The organism is Streptomyces sp. NBC_01298 (assembly GCF_035978755.1).
In the GTDB taxonomy this organism is placed as follows: domain Bacteria; phylum Actinomycetota; class Actinomycetes; order Streptomycetales; family Streptomycetaceae; genus Streptomyces.
Genome location: NZ_CP108414.1, coordinates 2,657,594 through 2,680,074 on the forward strand (window position 1 = coordinate 2,657,594; position 22,481 = coordinate 2,680,074).

Annotated in this window: 20 protein-coding genes; 7 read left to right on the forward strand and 13 right to left on the reverse strand. The window is 74.3% G+C overall.

Annotated elements, in window-relative coordinates:
* Positions 1–480: 480 nt before the first annotated feature.
* The 3 genes from OG730_RS11905 to recA all read right to left on the reverse strand — a co-directional run bounded on the left by OG730_RS11905 (position 481) and on the right by recA (position 5,038).
* A complete protein-coding gene (locus tag OG730_RS11905) occupies positions 481–3,045 on the reverse strand; it encodes an FtsX-like permease family protein (RefSeq protein ID WP_327304226.1) in 2,565 nt (854 codons plus the stop codon).
* Positions 3,046–3,247: 202 nt separating this feature from the next.
* Positions 3,248–3,910 (reverse strand): recombination regulator RecX, encoded by a 663-nt coding sequence (gene recX / locus OG730_RS11910; protein ID WP_327304227.1) that lies wholly within the window; start codon positions 3,908–3,910, stop codon positions 3,248–3,250.
* Positions 3,911–3,913: 3 nt separating this feature from the next.
* Positions 3,914–5,038, reverse strand: a complete 1,125-nt coding sequence (recA, locus tag OG730_RS11915; protein ID WP_327304228.1) for a recombinase RecA — start codon at positions 5,036–5,038, stop codon at positions 3,914–3,916.
* A 184-nt stretch (positions 5,039–5,222) separates the two neighbouring features.
* On the opposite strand from recA, the gene OG730_RS11920 reads away from it, so the two are divergent.
* Both OG730_RS11920 and OG730_RS11925 read left to right on the forward strand, forming a co-directional pair.
* Positions 5,223–5,777, forward strand: a complete 555-nt coding sequence (locus OG730_RS11920) for a 2'-5' RNA ligase family protein (protein ID WP_327304229.1) — start codon at positions 5,223–5,225, stop codon at positions 5,775–5,777.
* A 47-nt stretch (positions 5,778–5,824) separates the two neighbouring features.
* The gene (locus OG730_RS11925; RefSeq protein WP_327304230.1) at positions 5,825–6,583 is read left to right on the forward strand and encodes a Clp protease N-terminal domain-containing protein; all 759 of its coding nucleotides are present in this window, start codon (positions 5,825–5,827) and stop codon (positions 6,581–6,583) included.
* Here OG730_RS11925 and OG730_RS11930 read toward each other — a convergent pair.
* Positions 6,537–7,643: an AI-2E family transporter gene (locus tag OG730_RS11930; RefSeq protein ID WP_327309228.1), complete on the reverse strand. Its 1,107-nt coding sequence runs from the start codon at positions 7,641–7,643 to the stop codon at positions 6,537–6,539. The two genes, OG730_RS11925 and OG730_RS11930, sit on opposite strands and share 47 nt — an antisense overlap.
* 288 nt (positions 7,644–7,931) lie before the next feature.
* Positions 7,932–8,126 carry a DUF3046 domain-containing protein gene (locus OG730_RS11935; protein WP_214955542.1) on the reverse strand — a complete coding sequence of 65 codons (195 nt, stop codon included), beginning with the start codon at positions 8,124–8,126 and terminating at the stop codon, positions 7,932–7,934.
* 81 nt (positions 8,127–8,207) lie between these two features.
* On the opposite strand from OG730_RS11935, the gene OG730_RS11940 reads away from it, so the two are divergent.
* Positions 8,208–9,206, forward strand: coding sequence for a hypothetical protein (locus OG730_RS11940; RefSeq protein WP_327304231.1), 999 nt, complete (start codon positions 8,208–8,210; stop codon positions 9,204–9,206).
* Here the strand turns inward: OG730_RS11940 and OG730_RS11945 are convergent.
* Both OG730_RS11945 and OG730_RS11950 read right to left on the reverse strand, forming a co-directional pair.
* Complete coding sequence (locus OG730_RS11945) at positions 9,175–9,483, reverse strand: AzlD domain-containing protein (RefSeq protein WP_327304232.1); 309 nt, start codon at positions 9,481–9,483, stop codon at positions 9,175–9,177. The two genes, OG730_RS11940 and OG730_RS11945, sit on opposite strands and share 32 nt — an antisense overlap.
* Positions 9,480–10,226, reverse strand: a complete 747-nt coding sequence (locus tag OG730_RS11950; RefSeq protein WP_327304233.1) for an AzlC family ABC transporter permease — start codon at positions 10,224–10,226, stop codon at positions 9,480–9,482. Before OG730_RS11950 ends, OG730_RS11945 begins: the two co-directional genes overlap by 4 nt.
* A 67-nt stretch (positions 10,227–10,293) precedes the next feature.
* On the opposite strand from OG730_RS11950, the gene OG730_RS11955 reads away from it, so the two are divergent.
* Positions 10,294–11,094, forward strand: a complete 801-nt coding sequence (locus OG730_RS11955; RefSeq protein WP_327304234.1) for a nucleotidyltransferase domain-containing protein — start codon at positions 10,294–10,296, stop codon at positions 11,092–11,094.
* On the opposite strand, the gene OG730_RS11960 is transcribed toward OG730_RS11955, so the two are convergent.
* On the reverse strand, positions 11,095–12,333 hold the full coding sequence (locus OG730_RS11960) for a DUF2716 domain-containing protein (protein ID WP_327304235.1): 1,239 nt from the start codon (positions 12,331–12,333) through the stop codon (positions 11,095–11,097).
* 10 nt (positions 12,334–12,343) lie between these two features.
* Positions 12,344–13,195 (reverse strand): AraC family transcriptional regulator, encoded by an 852-nt coding sequence (locus tag OG730_RS11965; RefSeq protein WP_327304236.1) that lies wholly within the window; start codon positions 13,193–13,195, stop codon positions 12,344–12,346.
* Positions 13,196–13,298: 103 nt separating this feature from the next.
* On the opposite strand from OG730_RS11965, the gene OG730_RS11970 reads away from it, so the two are divergent.
* Positions 13,299–17,912: an ATP-dependent helicase gene (locus tag OG730_RS11970; RefSeq protein WP_327304237.1), complete on the forward strand. Its 4,614-nt coding sequence runs from the start codon at positions 13,299–13,301 to the stop codon at positions 17,910–17,912.
* A gap of 16 nt (positions 17,913–17,928) precedes the next feature.
* Here OG730_RS11970 and OG730_RS11975 read toward each other — a convergent pair whose 3' ends face one another.
* On the reverse strand, positions 17,929–18,573 hold the full coding sequence (locus OG730_RS11975) for a dihydrofolate reductase family protein (protein ID WP_327304238.1): 645 nt from the start codon (positions 18,571–18,573) through the stop codon (positions 17,929–17,931).
* 469 nt (positions 18,574–19,042) lie between these two features.
* Between OG730_RS11975 and OG730_RS11980 the strand changes: the two genes are divergently transcribed.
* A complete protein-coding gene (locus tag OG730_RS11980; protein ID WP_327304239.1) occupies positions 19,043–19,933 on the forward strand; it encodes a DNA-formamidopyrimidine glycosylase family protein in 891 nt (296 codons plus the stop codon).
* Between the two features lie 36 nt (positions 19,934–19,969).
* A complete protein-coding gene (locus OG730_RS11985) occupies positions 19,970–20,737 on the forward strand; it encodes an SDR family NAD(P)-dependent oxidoreductase (protein ID WP_327304240.1) in 768 nt (255 codons plus the stop codon).
* Between the two features lie 90 nt (positions 20,738–20,827).
* On the opposite strand, the gene OG730_RS11990 is transcribed toward OG730_RS11985, so the two are convergent.
* The 3 genes from OG730_RS11990 to OG730_RS12000 all read right to left on the reverse strand — a co-directional run bounded on the left by OG730_RS11990 (position 20,828) and on the right by OG730_RS12000 (position 22,413).
* Complete coding sequence (locus tag OG730_RS11990) at positions 20,828–21,190, reverse strand: hypothetical protein (RefSeq protein ID WP_442814885.1); 363 nt, start codon at positions 21,188–21,190, stop codon at positions 20,828–20,830.
* Between the two features lie 205 nt (positions 21,191–21,395).
* On the reverse strand, positions 21,396–21,776 hold the full coding sequence (locus OG730_RS11995; protein ID WP_112451800.1) for a helix-turn-helix domain-containing protein: 381 nt from the start codon (positions 21,774–21,776) through the stop codon (positions 21,396–21,398).
* A gap of 109 nt (positions 21,777–21,885) precedes the next feature.
* Positions 21,886–22,413: a CinA family protein gene (locus tag OG730_RS12000; protein ID WP_327309229.1), complete on the reverse strand. Its 528-nt coding sequence runs from the start codon at positions 22,411–22,413 to the stop codon at positions 21,886–21,888.
* Between the last annotated feature and the right edge of the window lie 68 nt (positions 22,414–22,481).

Sequence of the window (22,481 nt, forward strand, 5' to 3'; positions counted from 1 at the left end):
GCTGGGTCGGCCCTGCGGGGCGGAGTCCCCTACCCACCCTTCGCCCGTTCCCCGGGGCTCCGCCCCGGACCCGTCGCCGCGCGCGGCCCCGATCCAGCCCTCCGGCCCTTGAGGACCGGAGTCCGGGGCGCAGCCCCAGGAGGTCCCGGCACAGCCCGGAACCCTCCAGCCCACCCGCGCCAACCCAGCCTCACCGGCGTTCGAGGCGCGGAGTCCGGGGCGCAGCCCCAGGAGGTCCCGGCACAGCCCGGAACCCTCCAGCCCGTCCGGCGCTTGAGGACCGGGGTCCGGGCAGAGCCCGCGGAACGGGCGAAGGGCGGGTAGGGAAACTCAGCCCCGCGCAGCGGCAAAGGGTCGCAGCGGGGAACTCTGCCCCGCGCAGCGGCGACGGTCGCAGCGGTGTACCCGGGGCCGCCCCCAGCCCCGCCGGCGCCTGAGGCGCGAGGGGCCGGGGGTAGCCCACGGGCGGAGTCGCGAGGGCTAGGCCTTGGCCGTCGCCAGGTCCACCGGGCGGGGCCGCATCGCCACCCGCCCGGCGAAGCCCGTGGCACACAGCGCCACCAGCCCTGCCCCGCCCACGACCAGCACGTACACCAGCGGAAGCACCACCGCCCCCGCCGACCCCGTCATGCCCACGCTGAACGCGGTGAGGACCGCCAGCGAGATCCCCGACCCCAGCACCACCCCCATCAGGAGCACCGCCAGCGCCTCCACCCGCAGCATGCCCCGCAGTTGCCGCCGCGTCGCCCCCGCGAGCCTCAGCATCGCGAACTCCCGCAGCCGCTCCCCCGTGGACATCGCCAGGGTGTTGGCCACCGCGATCGCGGTGAAGGCCAGGACGAGCCCCATCGCCAGCAGGTTGATCTCCGCCCCGGCCGCCTGCCGCTCGGCCCGCGCGCCGTCCGCTTCGGCCGCCGACAGCACGACCACGCCGGGGTACTCCCGTACCGCCGAGGCGAGCGCTTCCCGAGCGGCCGGCCCCGCGGCCGGCCCCGCCACCAGCACGGTCGAAGCCAGCGGAGCGTCCACGTGCGCGGCCACCAGACCGTGCGGCAGCGTCACGTCCCCGAAACCCAGCCCGCGCGCGTACACCGCGGACACGGTCAGGGTGACCGGCGTGCCGTCCCCCAGCGTCAGCGAGAGCGGGCTGCCCGGCTTCAGGTCCAGCTGGTCAGCGGCCAGATCGCTCACCGCGACGCTCTTCTCCCCGAACCCCGTCAGGCTTCCGGCCGTCACCCCCGGGTCCCAGGTCCGGTCGAGCCCCGCCGGGGTCACGCCCTGCGCCGCGTACTTCGTCAGCCCCACCCGGATCGAGGTGTGCACGATCTCGGTGGCCGCGAGGACCCCGGGGGTCCGGCGGATCCGCTCGGCGGCGGCGCCGGGAACCCCCGGCCCCCGGCCCTGGAGCACCCACTCGGCCCGTACGCCCTCACGGGCCTGCGCCCGGGCGGCGTCGCCGAGCGTCGGCGTGACGAAGAGCACCGTGCAGGCCATCCCGATCAGCAGGGTGAGCGGGGTGACGGCGGAGGCCATCCGGGTCGCGTTGCCGCGCAGGTTCGCGGTGGCCAGCCGGCCGCCCGGGCCGGCGAGCCGCAGCGGCCCGGCGAGCAGCGCGGCCGCGCCCTTGACGATCAGCGGGCCCAGCAGGGAGACGGCTCCGGCGAGCACCACGACGGCGAGGAAGGTGACCGGAGTCGAAGCCGGTTCGGTGCGCAGCGTACTGAGTACGGCGACCAGCACCACCCCGGCCGCCAGCAGCAGCGCCCCGGCGACGAGCCGCGCCCAGGTGGGCCGGCTCCGTTCGACGGCGGCCTCGGCCAGTGCTTCGGCGGGCCGCACGCGGGCCACGCGCCGTGCGGTGATCCGGGCCGCGGCCCACGCTCCGAGCAGGCTCGCGCCGACGGCGGCGATCATCGGGAAGATCCCGGCGGTGCGCTCCAGCGTCACGGGGACGACGCCCGCGTCGACGAAGCGGCCGTGCAGCCAGGCGGCCAGCGGCAGTCCGGCGAGGGCGCCGGCGATTCCGGCGGCGAACCCCACGAGCAGCGCCTCGCGGCCGATCATGCGCCGCAGCTGCCTGGGGGTGGCGGCGATGGCGCGGAGCAGGGCGAGTTCGCGGTGGCGCTGCTGGATCGACAGGGAGAAGGTGCCGACGACCACGAGGACCGCCACGAGGAGCGAGGTGCCGCCCATCGCGCCGCCCATGGAGACCAGCTTGATCCGGGCGCCGGCCGCGTCGAGGAACTCCACGGGGCCCCGCTGGTCGCCGGTGGCCACCTGCGCGGTGGTGCCCTGGAGGGCTTGGCGGATCCGCCCGGCCAGCTCGCCGGCGTCCACTCCGACCTCGGGCAGTACCCCGATGGCGCTGACCCGGCCGTCGCGGGCGGCGAGCCGCTGCGCCTCGGCGTCGCCGAAGAACAGCGCGCTCTGGTGCGCCAGGCTCCCGCCGGAAGTGGCCGGGGCCGCGATCCCGCTGACCGTGTAGGTCTTCGGCGCGCCGGTGGACTGCACGGTGAGCTCGGAACCGGGCTTCAGGGACGCGCGGGCGGCGAGTCCACGGTCGACGACGACCTCGCCACCACCGTGGGGGGCGCGGCCTTCGGCGAGCGTGAAGGGGGTGAGCGCGGCCGAACTCCAGGCGTGCCCGTACGAGGGCTTCGCGCCTTCGCCGCCCGAGCCGCCCCGGGTGAGCGGCACGGCCTGGAAGGTGAGTTCGGGCACGGCCCGCTCGACTCCGGGCACCGCGCGGACGGTGTCCACGGTGGCGGCCGGCAGCCAGGCCCGTTCGGCGACGGGCTTGGCCTTGTGCTTCCTTTTCGTCTTGCCCTTCTTCTCCTTGACCGTCGTCGCGTGGACGTTCTGGTCGGCGGAGACGACCACCGGGGCGCCCGCGTAGCGCTCGGTGGCGATCGTGCCGCGCAGGCCCGTCTCCAGGAGAGTTCCGCAGGCGGTCACGAGGGCCGCCGCGCACAGCAGGGCGAGGAAGGCGCCGAGGAAACCGGCTTTGCGGTCCCTGACGGTCTGGAGTGCGTAGCGCAGCATCATGGGGAAAACTCTGCCGCCGGGGCCGCCTCGGGACATTGGAGCGCCCCGGCGTCCCCGGCCGGGGGCTAACCCCACCTACGCCCTACCCACATGCCCGGCCCCCTGCCCCCGGAGCCCGCGGGTCACCTCGTCACACCATCAGCCCCTTAGCCCCTTGGCCCCTTGGCCCCTTGGCCCCTTGGCCCCTTGGCCCCTTGGCCCCCTAGACCATCAGACCGTCGGGGTCCTCGCCCTCCGCCTCCAGTGCGCGGCGGACCACCCGCAGGGCCATGCCCTCGGGGTACCCCTTGCGGGCGAGCATTCCGGCGAGGCGCCGGATCCGCTTGTCCCGCTCCAGGCCCCGGGTCGCGCGGAGCTTGCGCTCCACGAGCTCCCGGGCGGTCTCCTCCTCCTGGTCGGAGTCGAGCTGTTCCAGGGCCTCCTGCACGAGGGTGGGTGCCACCCCCTTGGTACGGAGCTCCTGCGCGAGCGCCCGGCGGGCCAGCCCCCGCCCCCGGTGCCGGGACTCGACCCAGGCCCCGGCGAAGGCGGCGTCGTCGATCAGGCCCACCTCCTCGAACCGGGAGAGGACCTGCTCGGACACCTCCTCGGGGATGTCCCGCTTGGCCAGGGCGTCCGCGAGCTGCCGCCGGGTGCGCGGCATCCCCGTGAGCAGGCGCAGACAGATCGCCCGCGCCTGCTCCTCGGGACTCTGGGGCGGCAGTTCCGGGCGGGCCTCCCGGCCCTCCCGCCCCTCCCGGTCCCCCCAGCCCTCCGAGCGGCGGCCTCCCCGGCCGCCGCCCTCGCGGCGGCCCCGGCGACTGCCCTCGCGGCGGTCCTCAGCCCCGTCCGCGCCGTCCGCGCCGCCGCTTTGCTGCTCCCACACGGGTCAGCTCTTGGCGACGGCGGCCTTGACCGCGGTCTTGGCCTTCGACGCGGGAGCGGGCACGGCCGCGGTCTCGGCGGACGCGTCCGCGCCGGCCTCGGCAGCGGCGGCCGTCGCAGCGGCGTCCTTGCGGATGCCGACGCCCAGCTTCTCCTTGATCTTCCGCTCGATCTCGTCGGACAGGGCGGGGTTGTCGCAGAGGAACTTCCGCGCGTTCTCCTTGCCCTGGCCGAGCTGGTCGCCCTCGTACGTGTACCAGGCACCGGCCTTGCGGACGAAGCCGTGCTCCACGCCCATGTCGATCAGGCCGCCCTCGCGGCTGATGCCGTGGCCGTAGAGGATGTCGAACTCGGCCTGCTTGAAGGGCGGCGCGACCTTGTTCTTGACGACCTTGACGCGGGTGCGGTTTCCGACCGCGTCCGTGCCGTCCTTGAGGGTCTCGATGCGCCGGATGTCGAGGCGCACGGAGGCGTAGAACTTCAGCGCGCGGCCACCGGTGGTGGTCTCCGGCGAGCCGAACATCACACCGATCTTCTCGCGGAGCTGGTTGATGAAGATCGCGGTGGTCTTGGACTGGTTGAGCGCACCGGTGATCTTCCGGAGGGCCTGGCTCATCAGACGGGCCTGGAGACCCACGTGCGAGTCACCCATCTCGCCCTCGATCTCCGCGCGCGGCACGAGCGCCGCGACGGAGTCGATGACGATGAGGTCCAGCGCACCGGAGCGGACCAGCATGTCCACGATCTCCAGCGCCTGCTCGCCGGTGTCCGGCTGGGACAGGATGAGGTTGTCGGTGTCGACGCCGAGGGCCTTGGCGTACTCGGGGTCGAGCGCGTGCTCGGCGTCCACGAAGGCCACGGTGCCGCCGGCCTTCTGCGCGTTGGCCACGGCATGCAGGGTCAGGGTGGTCTTACCGGAGGACTCCGGCCCGTACACCTCGATCACACGGCCGCGCGGCAGTCCACCGACGCCGAGCGCGATGTCCAGCGCGGTCGATCCGGTGGGGATGACCTCGATGGGGTCGTTCGGCTTGTCGCCGAGACGCATCACGGCACCCTTGCCGAACTGCCGTTCAATCTGTGCGAGCGCGGCTTCGAGAGCCTTCTCGCGGTCGTTGCCTGCTGCCATGGGTTCCACCCGATTTGCTTGAGTCGATCGCTTCACGCCATTGACGCTAACGCCTGCCACTGACAACGCGGTCCCACGTCCGTTTTGACTGTGGATAACCCATGAGAATGCGTGTTCGATTTCCCTGTCAAGCGCGCCACGCCGGACCCGCGCGCCCCACCGGCGGCTGGCATGATCCACTCTCATGACGGACGACACCTCCAGCATGTTCCCCGCCGGCCGCACCGCGCTCATCGTGCGGATGCCCGAGGCGGAACCCGTCGTACGGGACTGGCAGGAGCGGATCGACCCCGCGACCCGGGCCGGGGCCGGGGTCCCGGCGCACGTGAGCGTGCTCTACCCGTTCCTCCAGGAGCACCTGATCGACGCCTCGATCCTCGCCGGGATCGCCGCGACCCTGAGCCCCCACCACGCCTTCGACCTGCGCTTCGAGCGGACCGGCCGGTTCCCGGGGATGCTCTACCTCGCCCCGGAGCCGGACGCCCCGCTGCGCCGCCTGACCCGCGCGATCACCGGGCGCTGGCCGGACGTGCGGCCCTACGGCGGCCGCTACCCGGACCCGGTCCCGCACCTCACGGTGGCCCAGCGCGCCCCCGAGGCCGACCTGGACGCCGCAGAGGCGGACCTGAACGGCCGGCTGCCCCTCACCGCCCGCGCCCGTGCCGTCGACCTGGTGGCCTACGACGGGACGGCCTGGCGCGAGCGCGCGAGCTTCACGCTGCGGGAACCGGGAAAGTGACAACCCAAGGTTGACACCCCTTCGACTGTCAACCTAGGGTTGCCTCTATGACGAACCCTTCGGTGGAACCCGTTCGCATGACCAATCCGGTACGCCTCGACGACCTCATCGAGGCCATCAAGAAGGTCCACACCGACACCCTGGAGCAGCTCAGCGGCGCGGTCGTCGCCGCCGAGTCCCTCGGGGACGTCGCCGACCACCTCATCGGCCACTTCGTCGACCAGGCCCGCCGCTCCGGCGCCTCCTGGACCGACATCGGCCGCAGCATGGGCGTCACCCGCCAGGCCGCCCAGAAGCGCTTCGTCCCCAAGGCCGACAAGGCCGGGGAGGGCGCCGAAGCCGACGCCGCACAGGGCTTCGGCCGGTTCACGCCGCGCGCCCGCAACGTCGTCGTCACCGCCCAGAACGAGGCCCGCGCGGCCGGCAACGCCGAGATCGGCGCCGCGCACCTGATCCTCGGGCTGCTCGCCGACACCGAGTCCCTCGCCTCGCTCGTCCTGCGGGGACAGGGGGTCGCCCTGGAGGACGTGCGCGCCGCCGCGACCGCCTCCCTGCCGGCCGCCGCCGGGGAGATGCCCGCGCTCGTGCCCTTCGACGCCACCGCCAAGAAGGCCCTCGAGCTCACCTTCCGCGAATCGCTGCGCCTGGGCCACGCCTACGTCGGCACCGAGCACATCCTGCTCGCGCTCCTCGAACTCGAGGACGGCGAAGGCGTGCTGTCCTCCCTCGGCGTCGACAAGGCCGCCACCGAGGCGGCCGTCACCGACGCCCTGGAATCCGTACTCGGCGACGCCGGGGCGCAGTAACGCCCGTACCGCTCTCCCCGGGGGCGGCCTCCCCCGTCACCGCGTACCGCTTCACGTACGCGCCGAGGAAGGCCTGCATCGTGGCGACGGCCGGGATCGCGATGAGCGCCCCGACCGCGCCCAGCAGGGCGGTGCCGGCGATGACCGATCCGAAGGCCACCGCCGGGTGGATGTCGACCGTCTTCGAGGTGAGCTTCGGCTGGAGCACGTAGTTCTCGAACTGCTGGTATACCACCACGAATCCGAGGACGTACAGCGCGTACCAGGGGTTGACCGTGAAGGCGAGCAGCATCGGCAGCGCACCCGCCAGGTAGGTGCCGATGGTGGGGATGAACTGCGAGACCAGCCCCACCCACACCGCGAGCGCGGGCGCGTACGGCACGCCCAGCACCGCGAAGACGATGTAGTGCGCGATCCCGGAGATCAGCGCCATCAGCCCGCGCGAGTAGAGGTATCCGCCCGTCTTCGTGACGGCGATCTCCCACGCGCGCAGCACCTCCGCCTGCTTCCTGGGAGGCAGTACGGAGCACAGCGCGCGGCGCAGTCGCGGCCCGTCGGCGGCGAAGTAGAAGGAGAACAGGCCGATCGTCAGCAGCTTGAACAGCCCGCCGAGCACGGTGGCGGACACGTCGAGCACGCCGCTCGCGCTGTTCTGCACGTACTTCTGCAGCCAGTCCGAGTGCAGCAGGCTGTCCTGGATGTCCAGCCGGGACAGGTCCGTGTGGAAGGTGTCGTTGATCGAGCCGATCAGCGAGTCGAGATAGCCGGGGAAGCCTTCCACCAGGTCGACGATCTGCGCGGCGAGGACCGAGCCGAGCAGGACGACGAAACCGGCGGCGCCGACGAACACCCCGAGGAACACCAGGAAGGTGGCGAGCCCGCGGCGCACGCCGCGGGCCGCCATCCGGGCCACGGCCGGTTCGATCGCGAGCGCGAGGAAGAACGCGATCAGGATGTTGACGAGCAGCCCGATGAGCTGGTGGAAGGCCCAGCTGCCGAGCTGGAAGCAGGCCACCAGGGCCAGTACGAGGACCACCGCGCGCGGCAGCCAGCGCGGCATCCGGGCATCCGGCGGAGCCGGTTCACCGGTGCCGCCCGACCCATCGGGCCCTCCCCCTACGGGGCCTGCGGCCGAGGGGTCCGCCGCGGCCGCCGGGCCCGTCGGCGGCGCGCTCCGGGGGGCTTCGGGCCGGTCGGTCGTCTCATCACTGGCTGCCACGCCGACCAGTCTGTCCCACCGGCGCCGCGAACCACGAAGCGTTCGCCGCGGCCCTGCCCGGGAGAGGCGGTCCGGGAGCCGCAGCGACCCGCGCGACGGCCGGTGTGCGGGCCTGCCGGGCGCGCCGCGCTAGCGCAGCGAGGCGGGCACGTCCACCGCCGAACACACGGCGCGCCACACGTCCTTGGCCTCCCAGCCCGCGTCCAGCGCCTCGTGGACCGTGCGTCCCCCGAGCTCCGTCATGACGTGGTCCCGCGCGAAGGAGTCCGCGTAGCCCGCGCCGAAGTGCTCGGCCATCCGCTCCCAGAAAATCGTCAACCGCATGCCTCCAGTATCCCGCCCCGGAGAGTGCACCCTCCCCGTTCGGGCCACCTCCGCGCGGCCCGGGCCCCTACGGTTCCTGGCATGCCTGGAGACGAAGCCCGCGCCCCGGCGGCGACCACAGCGACGACGGTGACCACGGCGACGGCGACGAGCGCGCTCGCCCGTGCCGAGCGGTTCATCTGGCTCACGGCCCGCGTGCTGGAGCAGCGGCGGTTCGCGTTCCACTTCCTCGGCGCGGACGCCGACCCGGTGGACACCGCCCTCGGCGCCTATCTGGGCGGTGACGGCGGCTACGGCCACGCCCTCGACCCGGATCTGCGCGGTCCGCTGAGCCACCCGCTGCACACCGCCCACGCCCTGCGCGTCCTGGACGGCCTGGGCCGCTGCGCCGGACAGCGCATCGAGCGGCTCTGCGCCCACCTGACCCGGGTCTCCACCCCGGACGGGGCGCTCCCGGCGACCGCCCCGGGCTCCGGCGGCTACCCGGCGGCCCCCTACCACCCGCTGCACGACGATCCGCCGGGCGACCTGCTGGCCACCGGCCCGGTCGTCGGGATCCTGCACCGCAACCGGGTGTGGCACGCGTGGCTGTTCCGTGCGACGGACTTCTGCTGGGACCGGGTGGAGAACCTGCGCCACTGGCACCCGTACGAGGTCCGCGGCGCGGTGGCCTTCCTGGACGGGGTCCCCGACCGGGCCCGGGCCGCGGCGGCCGCCGACCGGCTGGGCCGCCTCGTCCGCGAGCAGCGGCTCGTCGTACTGGACCGCGCGCCGGACCCGGCGGCGGACCCCGTACCGCGCGAGCACCTGTACCCGTACGACTTCGCCCGCCGCCCGGAGTCCCTCGCCCGCGGCTGGTTCACGGACGCGGAGCTGTACGGCTCGCTGCGCTTCCTGGCCGGCCTGCAGCAGCCGGACGGCGGCTGGCCGGCGGGCCGCGGGGCCTGGGCGCCGGGCAGCTCGCTGGAGCGGCGCCCGATCGCGACGCTGGAGGCGCTGCTGACCCTGCGCGCGTACGGCCGCCTCGCCGGCGCCATCGGCGGCGTGCCTAGCCTCCCAGGGCCCGCAGCCCCGCGGTGACGGCCACGGCCGCCGCGACCACGACGAGGAACGGGGCCCGCAGCAGCAGCGCGACCGCGGCGGCCGCGAGCCCGGCGGCGCGGGCGTCCAGCACGAGCTCCTGCCCGGTGGCGAAGGTCTGCTGCGCGGTGAGCGCGGCGAGCAGCGCGACCGGCAGGAGGGCGGCGAGCTTGCGCACCGCGGGCCGCTCCAGGGCGCCGGCGGGGACGAGCAGTCCGGCGAGCTTCACGGCGTAGCAGCCGAGGACGGTGAGCCCGATGGCGATCCAGACGTTCACGAGCGGCGTCCCTTCATCCACAGCACGATCGGCGCGGCCAGCGCCGCGATCAGCACGGGCACCCCGGCGGGCAGTACGGGCAGCAGGCCCAGCCCCAGGACGAGGGCGAGCGCGGCGACGGCCCGCTCGGTGCCGGTCTTCAGCATCGGCGCGAGCAGCGCCAGGAACACGGCGGGCCCGGCGGCGTCCAGCCCCCACGCGCGGGTGTCCCCGATGGCCTCTGCGCCGAGCGCGCCGAGCAGGGTGGTGAGGTTCCACAGGACGTAGAGGCTCAGCCCGGTCACGGTGAAGCCGAGCCGCGCGGACTTGCGGTCGGGCTGGGCCAGGGCCACCGCGGTGGTCTCGTCGATCACCCAGTGCGCGGCGAACGGGCGTACGCCCTTGGGGAGCGCGAGCAACTGGGACAGCCGCAGCCCGTAGAAGGCGTTGCGGGTCCCGAGGAAGAAGGCTCCGGCGGCGGCCGTGAACGGGTTCCCGCCCGCGGCCAGTGCCCCGACCAGCGCGAACTGCGAGGCCCCGGTGAACACCAGCAGGCTCAGCACGCACGCCTGGAGGGTGCTGACCCCGGATCCGGCGGCGGTCACCCCGAAGGCGAAGCCGGACAGCCCGACCGCCACTCCGACGCCGAGCGCGTCCCGGACCACGGCGGCGCGCGGCTTGTCCACTACGGGCGCGCCGGGAGCCTCCCCGCCGGGGGCCTCCCCGCCGGGGGTCTCCCGGTCGGGTTCTTCTCGTATGACCATCCGCTGTTCTCCCACGCCCCGAAAATTACGCGGCCCCCGCCATCCCGGTCTTGTACGTTCTTGCACCATGCACGAAGTGATCAAGGAAATGGCGCAGCGGCTGGCCGAGGTGCCCGGCGTGCGCGGAGTCATGCTCGGCGGCAGCCGGGCCCGCGGCGAGCACCACCCCGCATCGGACTGGGACCTCGGCGTCTACTACCGCGGCCCCCTCGACCTCGCCGCGCTCGGCGCACTGGCCGGCCCGGACGTGGAGGTGGCCGGCCCCGGCGGCTGGGGGCCCTGGGTCAACGGCGGCGCCTGGCTGCGCGTCGACGGGGTGGCGGTGGACTGGATCCTGCGCGACCTGGACCGGGTGGAACGGGTGTGGCAGGAGTGCCGCGAGGGCCGCTACGAGGTGGGCGTGCAGCCGGGACACCCGCTCGGCTTCTGGTCCCCCTGCTACCCGGGCGAGGTGGCCCTGGGCCAGGTCCTGGCGGACCCGACGGGCGAGCTGACCGCCCTGCGCACCACGGCCTCGGCCTACCCGGAACCCCTCCGCGAGGCCCTGATCGCCGGGGCGTGGGAGGCGGAGTTCCTCGCGGCGGGCGCCGCGAAGGGCGCGGCCCGCGCGGACGCCCTGTACGTCTCCCTGTGCCTGTCCAAGGCCTTCGGCATCCTGGTCCAGGCCCTGTACGCGGCGGACCGCCGCTGGTGCCTCAACGAGAAGGGCGCCCTGGCCGCCGCCGAGCTCCTGCCCTCGGCGCCCGCCGGTTTCGGCGACCGCGTACGGGCCCTGCTGGGCGCGCCGGGCACGACGCCCGAGTCCCTGACGGCCACCGTGACCGAGGCCCGGGCCCTGATCGAGGAGACCCGTGCGGGGCTGGTCTAGCTAGGGGGTGTCCCGCCGCCGCAGCGGCTCACCGAGCAACTCGGTGAGCCCCGCCTCTACGGCGGCGAGCAGTCCGGCGCCCCAGACGCACAGGGTCCGCTCCCAGGGGTGTCCGAAGGTGCCGAATCGCAGGTCGGGGTGGAGGTAGAGGTAGTAGTCGCCGTTCGGGTCGACCTGCCCGGGCCACTCGGGCTCGCCGGAACCGCCGACCCGGTGCGGGTCGAAGTCGTACCCGGTGTGCTGCCAGTCGAGCCAGTACAGCCGCCCGGCCGGGGTGAGGGACCGCACAGCGGGTCGCAGGATCCGGTCCAGCTCTTCGGGCGGCCCCTCCGCGAGCCGCCAGGTGACGGACGGGGCCGACGCGTCAAAACCGGGGAACTGCTCGGTGTCCGGGGCGAAGCCGAACTCGTTCTCCAGCCGGTCCCACAGCAGATCCTCGTCGTCGCCCAGCCACCGCACGGGCCGGCTCTGTGCCGGGCTTCCCGGCGGAGCCCAGCGGTGGGTCCGTACCGTGGTCAGCTCGCGGAATCCGGCGGTTCGGGCCACCTCGCGCAGCTCCCCCTCGGCCTCCAGCACACAGTGCGTGGCCGCCGAGGTCTTCGGGTGCCTCGGCGCCGCGAGCTGTCCCCAGGCCCTCAGGAGCTCGGCGTACGGCCCGGTCAGCCCACCGATCACCACGAAGTCCGTGCGCGGGTCGCGCCGGGCCCACCCCACGGCCGCCGGGCGACCTCCGTCGAACAGCAGGGCGACCTCGGCCCGGCCGTAGACGCAGCCGCCGTCGGCCTCGAACTCGGCGAGCGGCGTTTCGTGCGGACCGGACGAAGCCGCCAGTTCGAGCAGGGTCGGCCCGGGGACGACGGACCGCACCCGCCCGTCAGCGCGCTCGCGCCCCAGCACCGCACACTCCACCACCATCAGGGACCGCTCCGGATCCGCCGTGAACCCGGCCGCCTCCAGCTCCTCGGCCAGGCCCGGCGGATCGGCCCCGTACGCCTTCCACTCCACCGGCTCGCTCCGCGCCGCGAAGGCCTCCTGCTGCCCGCGCACCAGCTTCGCGAGCTCCCCGCGCCCGATCTCCGTCAGCGGCCGGTGCCCGACCGTCCCGTGCGTGCCGTAGTGGGTCCGTACGAGGGGCCCGTCCCGCTCCACCACCGCGCCCGGCGGCGCCCACTCGGGCACCCGCCCGCGCACCTGCTCCGCGTACGCGCCCCACACCGCGGCCTGCTCCAACCGGTCCATGATCCGGACCCTAACCGGCCGCCCGCCCCCGCCGGTAGGCGCCCGGCGGCACCCCCACGATGCGGGTGAAGTGCCGGTTCAGGTGCGGCTGGTCGGTGAAGCCGACGGCGACGGCCGCCTCCGCCGGCGGGATCCCCGCGTCGAGCAGCCGCCGCGCCCGCCGGACCCTGGCATCGGTCAGCCAGGTGTGCGGGGGCATGCCGTACCGGTCCCGGAAGGCCCGCAGCAGGGCGAAGGGGCTCGTGCCCAGCTCCGCCGCGAGCTGCTCCAGCGACGGGGGCTCCGCCATCCGCTCCTCCAGTACGGCCCGGGCCCGCTCCGCGTCCGCGGCCCCCGCGCGGCCCGCCGTACGGGCGGGCAGCGGCCCGGCGTGCCGGGTCAGCATCCGGGCCACCACCCCGCGCAGCAGGGTGTCGGCGGCCAGCGCGTTGCCGGCCTCGGCGGCCCGGTGGACCTCGGTGATGGCCCGCGAGGCCTGCGCGTCGGCGACCATGTCGGCGGTGAAGCCGGGGGTCCCGCGCAGCGTCCCGATCTCGGTGGCGACCTCGGTGATCAGCGCCCGGGAGGGGTAGAGGGTCGCGTAGGCCCAGCCCTCGGGGACCCCGGCGCGGGCGGTGTGCGGGACCTCGGGGTTGATCAGGACCACGCTGCCGGGCCCGGCGCGCAGGGTGTCCCCGGGCAGGCCGATCTCCTCGACGCCGCCGGTGACGGCCGCGATGACGTACCCGTCGTGGGCGTGGCGCGGGAAGGTGTGGCGCACGTAGTGGGCGCGCAGGAGGTCCAGCCCGGGCAGTTCCGCGTACCGCCAGTGCCGCGCCCACTCCCGGCGGCCCTCGTCCGCTCCGGTCGTCCCCGTGCCCATCCCCCCATTCTGCGCCCGTCCCGGCCGGGCTGTTCCCGCACGTCCGGCCGTGGTGTTTCCACAGGTCCGGCCGGTTGTCAGTGGGCGGGTGCACGATGGGGGCATGTCCGGTACCGCGCTCGACTCGTTCTCCCCCGCGACCCGTTCCTGGTTCACGGGGGCCTTCGTCTCGCCCACCTCCGCCCAGGAAGGCGCCTGGCGGGCCATCGGTGCGGGCTCGGACGTGCTGGTGGTGGCCCCCACCGGCTCCGGCAAGACCCTGGCCGCCTTCCTCGCCGCCCTCGACCAGCTGGCCTCGACCCCGCCCCCGGCGGAGCCGAAGAAGCGCTGCCGGGTGCTGTACATCTCGCCCCTGAAGGCCCTCGCGGTGGACGTGGAGCGCAATCTGCGCAGCCCGCTGACCGGCATCCGGCAGGAATCGGTGCGCCTGGGCCTGCCCGAGCCGGAGATCCGGGTCGGGATCCGCTCCGGCGACACCCCGCCGGCCGAGCGGCGCGCGCTGGTGACCCGGCCGCCGGACATCCTGATCACCACGCCCGAGTCGCTGTTCCTGATGCTGACCTCGGCGGCCCGCGAGGCCCTGGCCGGGATCGAGACGGTGATCCTGGACGAGGTGCACGCGGTCGCCGGGACCAAGCGCGGCGCCCATCTCGCGCTGTCCCTGGAGCGGTTGGACGAGCTGCTGCCCCGCCCCGCGCGCCGGATCGGGCTGTCGGCGACGGTCCGCCCGGTGGAGGAGGTGGCCCGCTACCTCGCTCCGCGCGGCAAGGTGGAGATCGTCCAGCCGCCCTCCACCAAGGAGTTCGACCTGTCGGTGGTCGTCCCGGTCGAGGACATGGGCGAGTTGGGCGGCTCCCCCGCCACCGAGGGCAAGGAGGGCGGCGACAAGCCCTCCATCTGGCCGCACGTGGAGGAGCGGATCGCCGATCTGGTCCAGGCCCACCGCTCCACCATCGTGTTCGCCAACTCCCGCCGCCTCGCCGAGCGCCTGTGCAACCGGCTCAACGAGATCGCGTACGAGCGGGCCACCGGCGGCCCGCTGCCCGACGGCCCGCCCCCGGCCGAGATCATGGCGCAGTCGGGCGCCGCCCAGGGCGCTCCGCCGCTGCTGGCCCGCGCCCACCACGGCTCGGTCTCCAAGGAGCAGCGGGCCCTGGTGGAGGAGGACTTGAAGGCGGGCCGGCTGCCCGCCGTGGTCGCCACCTCCAGCCTGGAGCTGGGCATCGACATGGGCGCGGTGGACCTCGTCATCCAGGTGGAGTCCCCGCCGTCGGTGGCCTCCGGGCTGCAGCGGGTGGGCCGGGCCGGACACCAGGTGGGCGCGGTCTCCACCGGGGTCGTCTTCCCCAAGTACCGGGGCGACCTGGTCCAGGCGGCCGTGGTCACCGAGCGGATGCGCACGGGCTCGATCGAGTCCCTGCGGATCCCCTCCAACCCGCTGGACGTCCTCGCCCAGCAGCTCGTCGCGATGACCGCGATGGACACCTGGCAGCTGGACGACCTGCTCGCCCTGGTGCGCCGGGCCGCCCCCTTCGCGGCGCTGCCCGACTCGGCCTTCACGGCGGTGCTGGACATGCTGGCCGGCCGCTACCCCTCGGACGCCTTCGCCGAGCTCAGACCCCGCGTCGTGTGGGACCGCGTCGCCGGAACGATCACCGGCCGGCCGGGCGCGCAGCGGCTCGCGGTGACCTCGGGCGGGACCATCCCGGACCGCGGGCTCTTCGGCGTCTTCCTGGCGGGGTCCGACCCCAAGAAGGGCGGGGGCAGGGTCGGCGAGCTCGACGAGGAGATGGTCTACGAGTCCCGCGTCGGCGACGTCTTCACCCTCGGCACCACCTCCTGGCGGATCGTGGACATCACCCGTGACCGCGTCCTGGTCACCCCCGCCCCCGGGGTCCCGGGCCGCCTCCCGTTCTGGAAGGGCGACCAGCTGGGCCGCCCGCTGGAGCTGGGCCGCGCGGTCGGCGCGTTCCTGCGCGAGCTCGGCGGCCTTGACCCCGAGGACGCCCGGCTGCGGCTGCTGGCGGCGGGCCTGGACGCCTGGGCCGCCGAGAATGTCCTGTCCTACCTCTCGGAACAGCGCGAGGCCTGCGGCCACGTACCGGACGACCGAACCATCGTCGTCGAGCGGTTCCGCGACGAGCTCGGCGACTGGCGGGTCGTCGTCCACTCCCCCTTCGGCGCCCAGGTCCACGCCCCCTGGGCGCTGGCGCTCGGCGCCCGCCTCTCCGAGCGGTACGGGATGGACGCGCAGGTCATGCACGCCGACGACGGCATCGTGCTGCGCCTCCCGGACGCGGACCTGCTGGGCATGGACCTGGACCTCCTGGACCACGACCCAGCGCCGAAGGGCACGGCAGCCTCTTCGGCCTCCTTCGACTTCGACGACGACAAGCCCCCGCTGGGCGCGGCCGACGTGGCCTTCGACCACGGGGACGTCCAGCAGATCGTCACCGACCAGGTGGGCGGCTCCGCCCTGTTCGCCTCCCGCTTCCGCGAGTGCGCGGCCCGCGCCCTGCTGCTCCCGCGCCGCAATCCCGGCAAGCGCACCCCCCTGTGGCAGCAGCGCCAGCGCGCCTCGCAACTGCTCCAGGTGGCCTCCGAGTTCGGTTCGTTCCCGATCGTGCTGGAAGCCGTACGGGAATGCCTGCAAGACGTCTTCGACGTGCCGGGCCTGACCGAGCTGATGGGGGACATCGAGGCCCGCCGGGTCCGCCTCGTCGAGGTCACCACGACCGAGCCCTCCCCCTTCGCCCGCTCCCTCCTCTTCGGGTACGTCGCCCAGTTCCTCTACGAGGGCGACACCCCGCTCGCCGAGCGCAGGGCGGCCGCGCTGTCGCTGGACTCCCGGCTGCTGGCCGAGCTGCTCGGCCAGGCGGAGCTCCGCGAACTGCTCGACGCGGAGGTGCTGACGGAGCTGGAGCGGGAGCTCCAGTGGCTGACCGAGGACCGGCGGGCCAAGGACGCCGAGTCGGTGGCCGACCTGCTGCGCCTGCTCGGCCCGCTCACCCCGGCGGAACTGGCCGCCCGCGGCGCGGAAGCCGAGTGGGCCGCGTCCCTCTCCGCCTCCCGCCGGGCGATCCGGGTCCGGATCGGCGGCGAGGACCACTGGGCGGCCATCGAGGACGCCGGCCGGATGCGCGACGCGCTGGGCACGGCGCTCCCCGTGGGCGTCCCGGAGGCGTTCACCGAGCCGGTGAAGGACCCGCTCGGCGACCTCCTGGCCCGGTACGCCCGCACCCACGGCCCCTTCACCACGGTCAGCGCCGCCGCCCGCTTCGGGCTGGGCACGGCCGTGACGGACGGCGCGCTGCACCGGCTCGCGGCGGCCGGGCGGGTGGTCCAGGGAGAGTTCCACCCGGCGGGCATCGGCCAGGAATGGTGCGACGCCACCGTGCTCCGCCGGCTACGGCGCCGCTCCCTCGCCGCGCTGCGCCAGGAACTGGAGCCGGTCCCTCCCGCCGCCCTCGCCACCTTCCTCCCCCAGTGGCAGCACCTGGGCGGAGCCCTGCGCGGCATCGACGGCCTGGCCCGCGCGATCGAGCAGCTCCAGGGCGCCGCGGTGCCCGCCTCCGCCCTCGAACGGCTGATCCTGCCCTCCCGGGTCGCGGACTACTCCCCCACCCTCCTGGACGAGCTCACCACCACCGGCGAGGTCGTCTGGGCGGGCGCGGGCGCCCTGCCGGGCAAGGACGGCTGGGTCTCCCTCTACCTCGCCGACTCCGCCCCCCTCCTCCTGCCTCCTCCGCACCCCCTGGAGCTCAGCCCGCTCCACGAGGCGCTCCTGTCCGCCCTCTCCGGGGGCTACGGCCTGTTCTTCCGCCAGCTCACGGACCGTGCCCGCGCCCTGGTCCCGGACGCCTCGGACGCGGACCTGTCCTCCGCCGTCTGGGACCTGGCGTGGTCGGGCCGCCTGACCAACGACACCCTGGCCCCCCTGCGCTCCCTCCTCGGCTCGGGCCGCACGGCGGGCGCCACCGCCCACCGCGCCCGCCGTACGATCCCGCGCGGCCGCTACGGCACCCTCACCACCCCTGCCTCCCGTACGGGCCCGCCCACGGTGTCGGGCCGCTGGTCCCTGCTCCCGGCCCACGCCCCGGACCCGACCCACCGCGCACACGCCCTGGCCCGCACCCTGCTCGACCGGCACGGGGTGGTGACCCGGGGCGCGGTGGCCGCCGAAGGCGTGCAAGGCGGCTTCAGCGCCGTCTACCGCGTCCTCTCCGCCTTCGAGGACAGCGGCCAGGCCCGCAGGGGCTACGTGGTCGAAGGCCTGGGCGCGGCCCAGTTCGCCATGGACGGCGCGGTCGACCGGCTCCGCGCGGCCGAGCGCACCCCGCCCCCGCTGGCCGCGGTGGTCCTCGCCGCCGCCGACCCGGCGAACGCCTACGGCGCGGCCCTCCCCTGGCCGGAACCCCCGACCGGAGCCACTCACAAGCCGGGCCGCAAGGCGGGCTCCCTGGTGGTCCTGGTCGACGGCGAACTCACCCTCTACCTGGAGCGCGGCGGCAAAACCCTCCTCGCCTGGCCCGACCCGGACGACCCCCGCCTCACAGCCGCCCTGACGGCCCTCACCACGGCCTCCCGCCAGGGCAGCCTGCCCACCCTCACGGTGGAACGCGTCAACGCCGCCCCCTCCCTCACCTCCCCCTACGCCCCACCCACGGAAGCCGCCGGGTTCCACGCCACCCCCCAGGGCCTGCGCCTGCGCCACTGACCGAGGGGGGACCGGCTCACTTCCGCCAGAACAGGTGGTGCGTCACCCCGCTCGGGCTGGGCACCACCTCCAGGTGGAAACGGTCGCGCAGCTCGTCGGGGGACTCCCAGAGCCGCAGTCCGGACCCGAGCTTCACCGGCGAGACCGCCACGTGCAGGGTGTCGACGAGGTCGGCGTCGAGGAACTGCCGGATGGTGGTGACCCCGCCGCCGAGGCGCACGTCCTTCCCCTGAGCCACCTCCCGCGCCCGGGCGAGAACGGCGGCCGGGTCGCCGCCGACGAAGTGGAACGTGGTGTCGGAGAGCGTGATCGAAGGCCGCTCGTGGTGGGTCATGACGAACACCGGGGTGTGGAACGGAGGCTCGTCACCCCACCAGCCCTGCCACGTGTGGTCCTGCCAGGGCCCGCGCTGGGGCCCGAACTTGTTGCGCCCCATGATCTCGGCACCGATGTTGTGGGAGAAGTCCCGGGCGAAGTAGTCGTCGAGCCCGCGGCTTCCGCCGGGCTCGGTGCGATTGGGCCAACTCGCCGTGGCCCCGGCCCAGGCGAACAGCCGCGCGGGATCCGCGTCCCCGAACGGCCTCTCGAGCGTCTGTTCCTCACCGGCACCGATGCCGTCACTCGAGACACTGAAGTTCTGCACCCTCAGCAGTTGAGCCACAAGTTCCTCCTCTGACGTCGCCAACGGCAATAGGACTCCCCACCCCGCCCGAACTCATCGCCCGAACCACAAACACTGCCCCCCAATCCATCCCCCGGCCACCCGTCCGGATCCCACCCCGTGAACGGGACCCGGTCCACAGCCCGGGAGACAGACCCCGGCGGCACAGCCCGGGACGGCCCTCGGTGCACAACCCGGACACCGACCCGCCGGCAACACTCCGGCAACACGGTCCGGGGCACAGCCAAGAGAACGGGGTCCGGAGCGCAGCCCGGGGACCGGACCCGAGGTACGGCCCGGGAACAGGGCCAGGCACACAGCCCAGCAGCAAGCCCCGAGACCCAGCCCGGAATACGGGGTCCGGGGCGCAGCCCCGGGGAACAGAGGAAGGGCGGGGCGGGGAGCACGCCCCGCGCAGCGGCGCCCCCGTCCGCACCCGTCGAGCCCGACTCCGCAGGAGAATGAACCCATGCCCGAAGGAGACAGCGTCTACCGCGTCGCGGCCCGCCTCCGCGAAGCCCTCGCGGGCAAGGAACTCACCCGCTCCGACCTCCGCGTCCCCCGCTTCGCCACCGCCGACCTCACCGGCTTCACCACCCTGGAAGTCGTCCCCCGGGGCAAGCACCTCCTCATCCGCTTCGGCGACCCCGAACCCAACACCGACCCAGGCGCCAACCCCGGCGCCGGCCCCGGCCACCGCACCGAACCACGAGCCACCCCCCACCCCCGCCTCACCCTCCACACCCACCTCCGCATGGACGGCGCCTGGCGCATCCTCCCCGCCACCGGAGCCACCGGAACCCCCAGGACCACCCCCACCCCGCCCGGCCCCGCCCACGAGATCCGCGTCATCCTCGGCACCACCGACCACACCGCCGTCGGCTACCGCCTCCCCGTGGTCGAACTGCTCCGCACCGCCGACGAACACCGCGCCGTCGGTCACCTCGGCCCCGACCTGCTCGGTCCCGACTGGGACGGGGCCACCGCCGCCGCGAACCTCCTCGCCGCCCCCGCCCGCCCCCTCGGCGAGGCCCTCCTCGACCAGCGCAACCTGGCCGGCATCGGCAACATTTACAAGGCCGAGCTCTGCTTCCTCGCCCAGGTCACCCCCTGGACTCCGGTGGGCGATCTGCCACCCAGCACCCTCCCCCGCCTCGCCGCCGCCGCACACCGGCTCCTCGACGCGAACAAGGCCCGCCACCGCAACACCACGGGCAGCCTCCGCCGAGGCCAGGAGCTGTTCGTCTACGGTCGCGCCCACCGCCCCTGCCTGCGCTGCGGCACCCCCATCCGCGAAGCCCCCCAGGACGACCGCCCCACCTACTGGTGTCCGCGCTGCCAATCCGGGCCGACACGTTAGTTGACGGCCCGTCAGATGCAGTCGTACGGTCCCCGCATGCCTACACCCAGCGCGTACGAACTCACCGGCCGCACCGCCCTGATCACCGGCGCCGCCAGCGGCATCGGCCGGGCCACCGCCGTGCTCCTCGCCGAGGCCGGGGCCGCCGTGCACTGCGCGGACCGCGATGCCCAGGGCCTCCAGGAGACCGTCGAACTCGTCACCAAGGCCGGCGGCCGGGCCACCGCCCATCCCCTCGACGTCACCGACCGCGCCGCGATCCGGGCGGCGATCTCGCAGGCCGGCCCGCTCGACATCACCGCCGCGATCGCCGGGATCATGCACACCAGCAGCGTCCTGGAGACCTCCGACGAGGACCTCGACCGGGTCCTGGACATCAACTTCAAGGGGGTGCTGCGCACCTGCCAGGAGGCGGCCCGCGCCATGATCGCCGCCGGCCGGCCCGGTTCGATCATTACCATGGCCTCGGGCGCCGTGGACGCCGCCCAGCCCGGCCTGCTCTGCTACAGCGCCGCCAAGGCGGCCGTCGTCCAGCTGACCAAGACCCTCGCCACGGAGGCCGGCCCGCACGGCATCCGCGTCAACGCCGTCGCGCCGGGCTGGATCCGCACCCCGATGACCGGCCGGCACAGCCCCGAGGTCCAGGAGCAGACCGAGGCGATGATGACCCGCATGTCCCCGCTGCGCCGCGTGGGCGAGCCCGAGGACATAGCCCAGGCGGTGCTCTACCTCGCCTCGGACGCCTCGTCCTTCATGACGGGCCAGATCCTTCGCCCGAACGGTGGAGTCGCCATGCCCTGGTAACCACCCACCGGCCCCGACCCACCCGACCCGACGCCACCCGACCCCGACCACCGCGAACTCGACGCCCCCCGACCCGCCCACGCCCCCGGATCAGCCGGCCCCCTCCTCGCCGCCCTCCGAAGCTCCTGCCACCGCCGCCCCCGGCTCCCGGACCCCCACCGACCCGGCAGCACTCCACTCCCCACCCTCACCCGCGACGCCGCCCCCGCCCGCGGCTCCGCCCCCGGCACCCCGTACGCCTCCCGCCGCCCCACGGCGACGACGGCCACCCAACGGCCCCGGCACGCAGTGCACCGGAAGCAGGCCCAGCCCCCACCCCCCGACGGCGACCGCACCCTCCACCGGCCCGGCCTCGGCCGGAGCCAGCACGAGCCGCAGCACGGCCCACCACCACAGGACGCCCACCGACAGCGCGAGGGCCAGACCCACGGGTATACCCAGCAACCGCCGCACGGCCACCTCCAGGGGCCGGAGACCCGAACGGGCCCATCCTCCCGCACCCCGCCCGACCCCGCACCCCCGTCGCGCCCCCGCGGCACCGCCACCGGAACGCCGCACCGGAACCCACCCCCGGAACAGCAAAGAGCCCCACCCGGCACCCAAGGGCACCGGCCGGGGCTCCGGCCACACTCATACGCTCAGCACACACGCACACGCATCACGCGGCTACGACATTCACCGCTTCCACGGGCGCCTTGATGGTCACCCGTTCCGGGCCACCCGTGACCGAGGCCACGGATACCGAATTGAGCATCGGACGGACCGGTGCGGACACCGGTTCGCTCGCCGCGGCGGACTGGGCCAGCTCGGCGAGCGAAAGCTCGTCGCTGACTTCCCGCATCAGCTCTGACATCCGTACGTCAAGCGCGTCGCAGATCGCGGAGAGCAGCTCGGAAGATGCCTCCTTCTGCCCCCGCTCCACCTCGGAGAGATAGCCGAGCGAAACCCGGGCGGACGAGGAGACTTCGCGCAGAGTACGGCCCTGGCGCTGGCGCTGCCGACGCAGCACGTCACCCAGCAGGCGACGGAGCAGAATCATCGGTGGCTCCCTCCTCTGACCGTGTAGCCGTAACCTTCACGCCCCACCGTACCGCCTCGCGCGGCGGCCGTGCGGGGAGCGATGTCGTGTTCACTCAGGGCTGCAAACATCAAATCCCCCCGTCCTGTTCCGTATCCTGCCCCCGCAGATTCTCGCGGAGTTCGCTCGCGAGCAGCTCGAGCACTGTCCGTGCACTCTCCCTACGGATTTCCTCACGGGAGCCTTTCAACCGCAGCCGGGCCGTTTTCCTGCCACCGGGACCCGCCACGGCGATGAAAACCGTGCCCACCGGCTGACCGTCCTGCGGGTCGGGACCGGCCACCCCGGTGGTCGCGATGCCCCAGGAAGCGCCGAGCACGCGCCGTACTCCGGCCGCCATCTCCTCCGCGACCAGCGGGTTCACCGCGCCTTCGGCCTCCAGCAGCCCGGCGTCCACGCCCAGCACCCGGTGCTTCAGCTCGGTCGCGTACGCGGTGACGGACCCGCGGAAGGACTTGGAGGCCCCCGGGACCGCCGTGAGCTCCGCGGCCACCATGCCGCCGGTCAGCGACTCCGCAACCGCAACCGTACCGTTACTCTCCGCGAGGAGTCGAAGCACATCGGCCGCAACCTCCCCGCTGCCCCCGGCAGCCCCCACGGGATTCCGCACCGCTTCACCGGCCACCGAAGAACCGCCCGTCTCTTGCAGCACCGCGCCATCCTCCG

Bases quoted from the DNA above. Each gene is read 5' to 3' on its own strand.
- OG730_RS11925 (WP_327304230.1), top strand. From the start codon at position 5,825: ATGACGAACCCTTCGGTGGAACCCGTTCGCATGACCAATCCGGTACGC.
- OG730_RS11970 (WP_327304237.1), top strand. From the start codon at position 13,299: ATGTCCGGTACCGCGCTCGACTCGTTCTCCCCCGCGACCCGTTCCTGG.
- OG730_RS11940 (WP_327304231.1), top strand. From the start codon at position 8,208: ATGCCTGGAGACGAAGCCCGCGCCCCGGCGGCGACCACAGCGACGACG.
- OG730_RS11985 (WP_327304240.1), top strand. From the start codon at position 19,970: ATGCCTACACCCAGCGCGTACGAACTCACCGGCCGCACCGCCCTGATC.
- OG730_RS11905 (WP_327304226.1), bottom strand. From the start codon at position 3,045: ATGATGCTGCGCTACGCACTCCAGACCGTCAGGGACCGCAAAGCCGGT.
- OG730_RS11955 (WP_327304234.1), top strand. From the start codon at position 10,294: ATGCACGAAGTGATCAAGGAAATGGCGCAGCGGCTGGCCGAGGTGCCC.
- OG730_RS11930 (WP_327309228.1), bottom strand. From the start codon at position 7,643: ATGCCGCGCTGGCTGCCGCGCGCGGTGGTCCTCGTACTGGCCCTGGTG.
- OG730_RS11950 (WP_327304233.1), bottom strand. From the start codon at position 10,226: ATGGTCATACGAGAAGAACCCGACCGGGAGACCCCCGGCGGGGAGGCC.
- OG730_RS11995 (WP_112451800.1), bottom strand. From the start codon at position 21,776: ATGATTCTGCTCCGTCGCCTGCTGGGTGACGTGCTGCGTCGGCAGCGC.
- OG730_RS11980 (WP_327304239.1), top strand. From the start codon at position 19,043: ATGCCCGAAGGAGACAGCGTCTACCGCGTCGCGGCCCGCCTCCGCGAA.
- OG730_RS11965 (WP_327304236.1), bottom strand. From the start codon at position 13,195: ATGGGCACGGGGACGACCGGAGCGGACGAGGGCCGCCGGGAGTGGGCG.
- recA (WP_327304228.1), bottom strand. From the start codon at position 5,038: ATGGCAGCAGGCAACGACCGCGAGAAGGCTCTCGAAGCCGCGCTCGCA.
- OG730_RS11920 (WP_327304229.1), top strand. From the start codon at position 5,223: ATGACGGACGACACCTCCAGCATGTTCCCCGCCGGCCGCACCGCGCTC.
- OG730_RS11960 (WP_327304235.1), bottom strand. From the start codon at position 12,333: ATGGACCGGTTGGAGCAGGCCGCGGTGTGGGGCGCGTACGCGGAGCAG.
- OG730_RS11935 (WP_214955542.1), bottom strand. From the start codon at position 8,126: ATGCGGTTGACGATTTTCTGGGAGCGGATGGCCGAGCACTTCGGCGCG.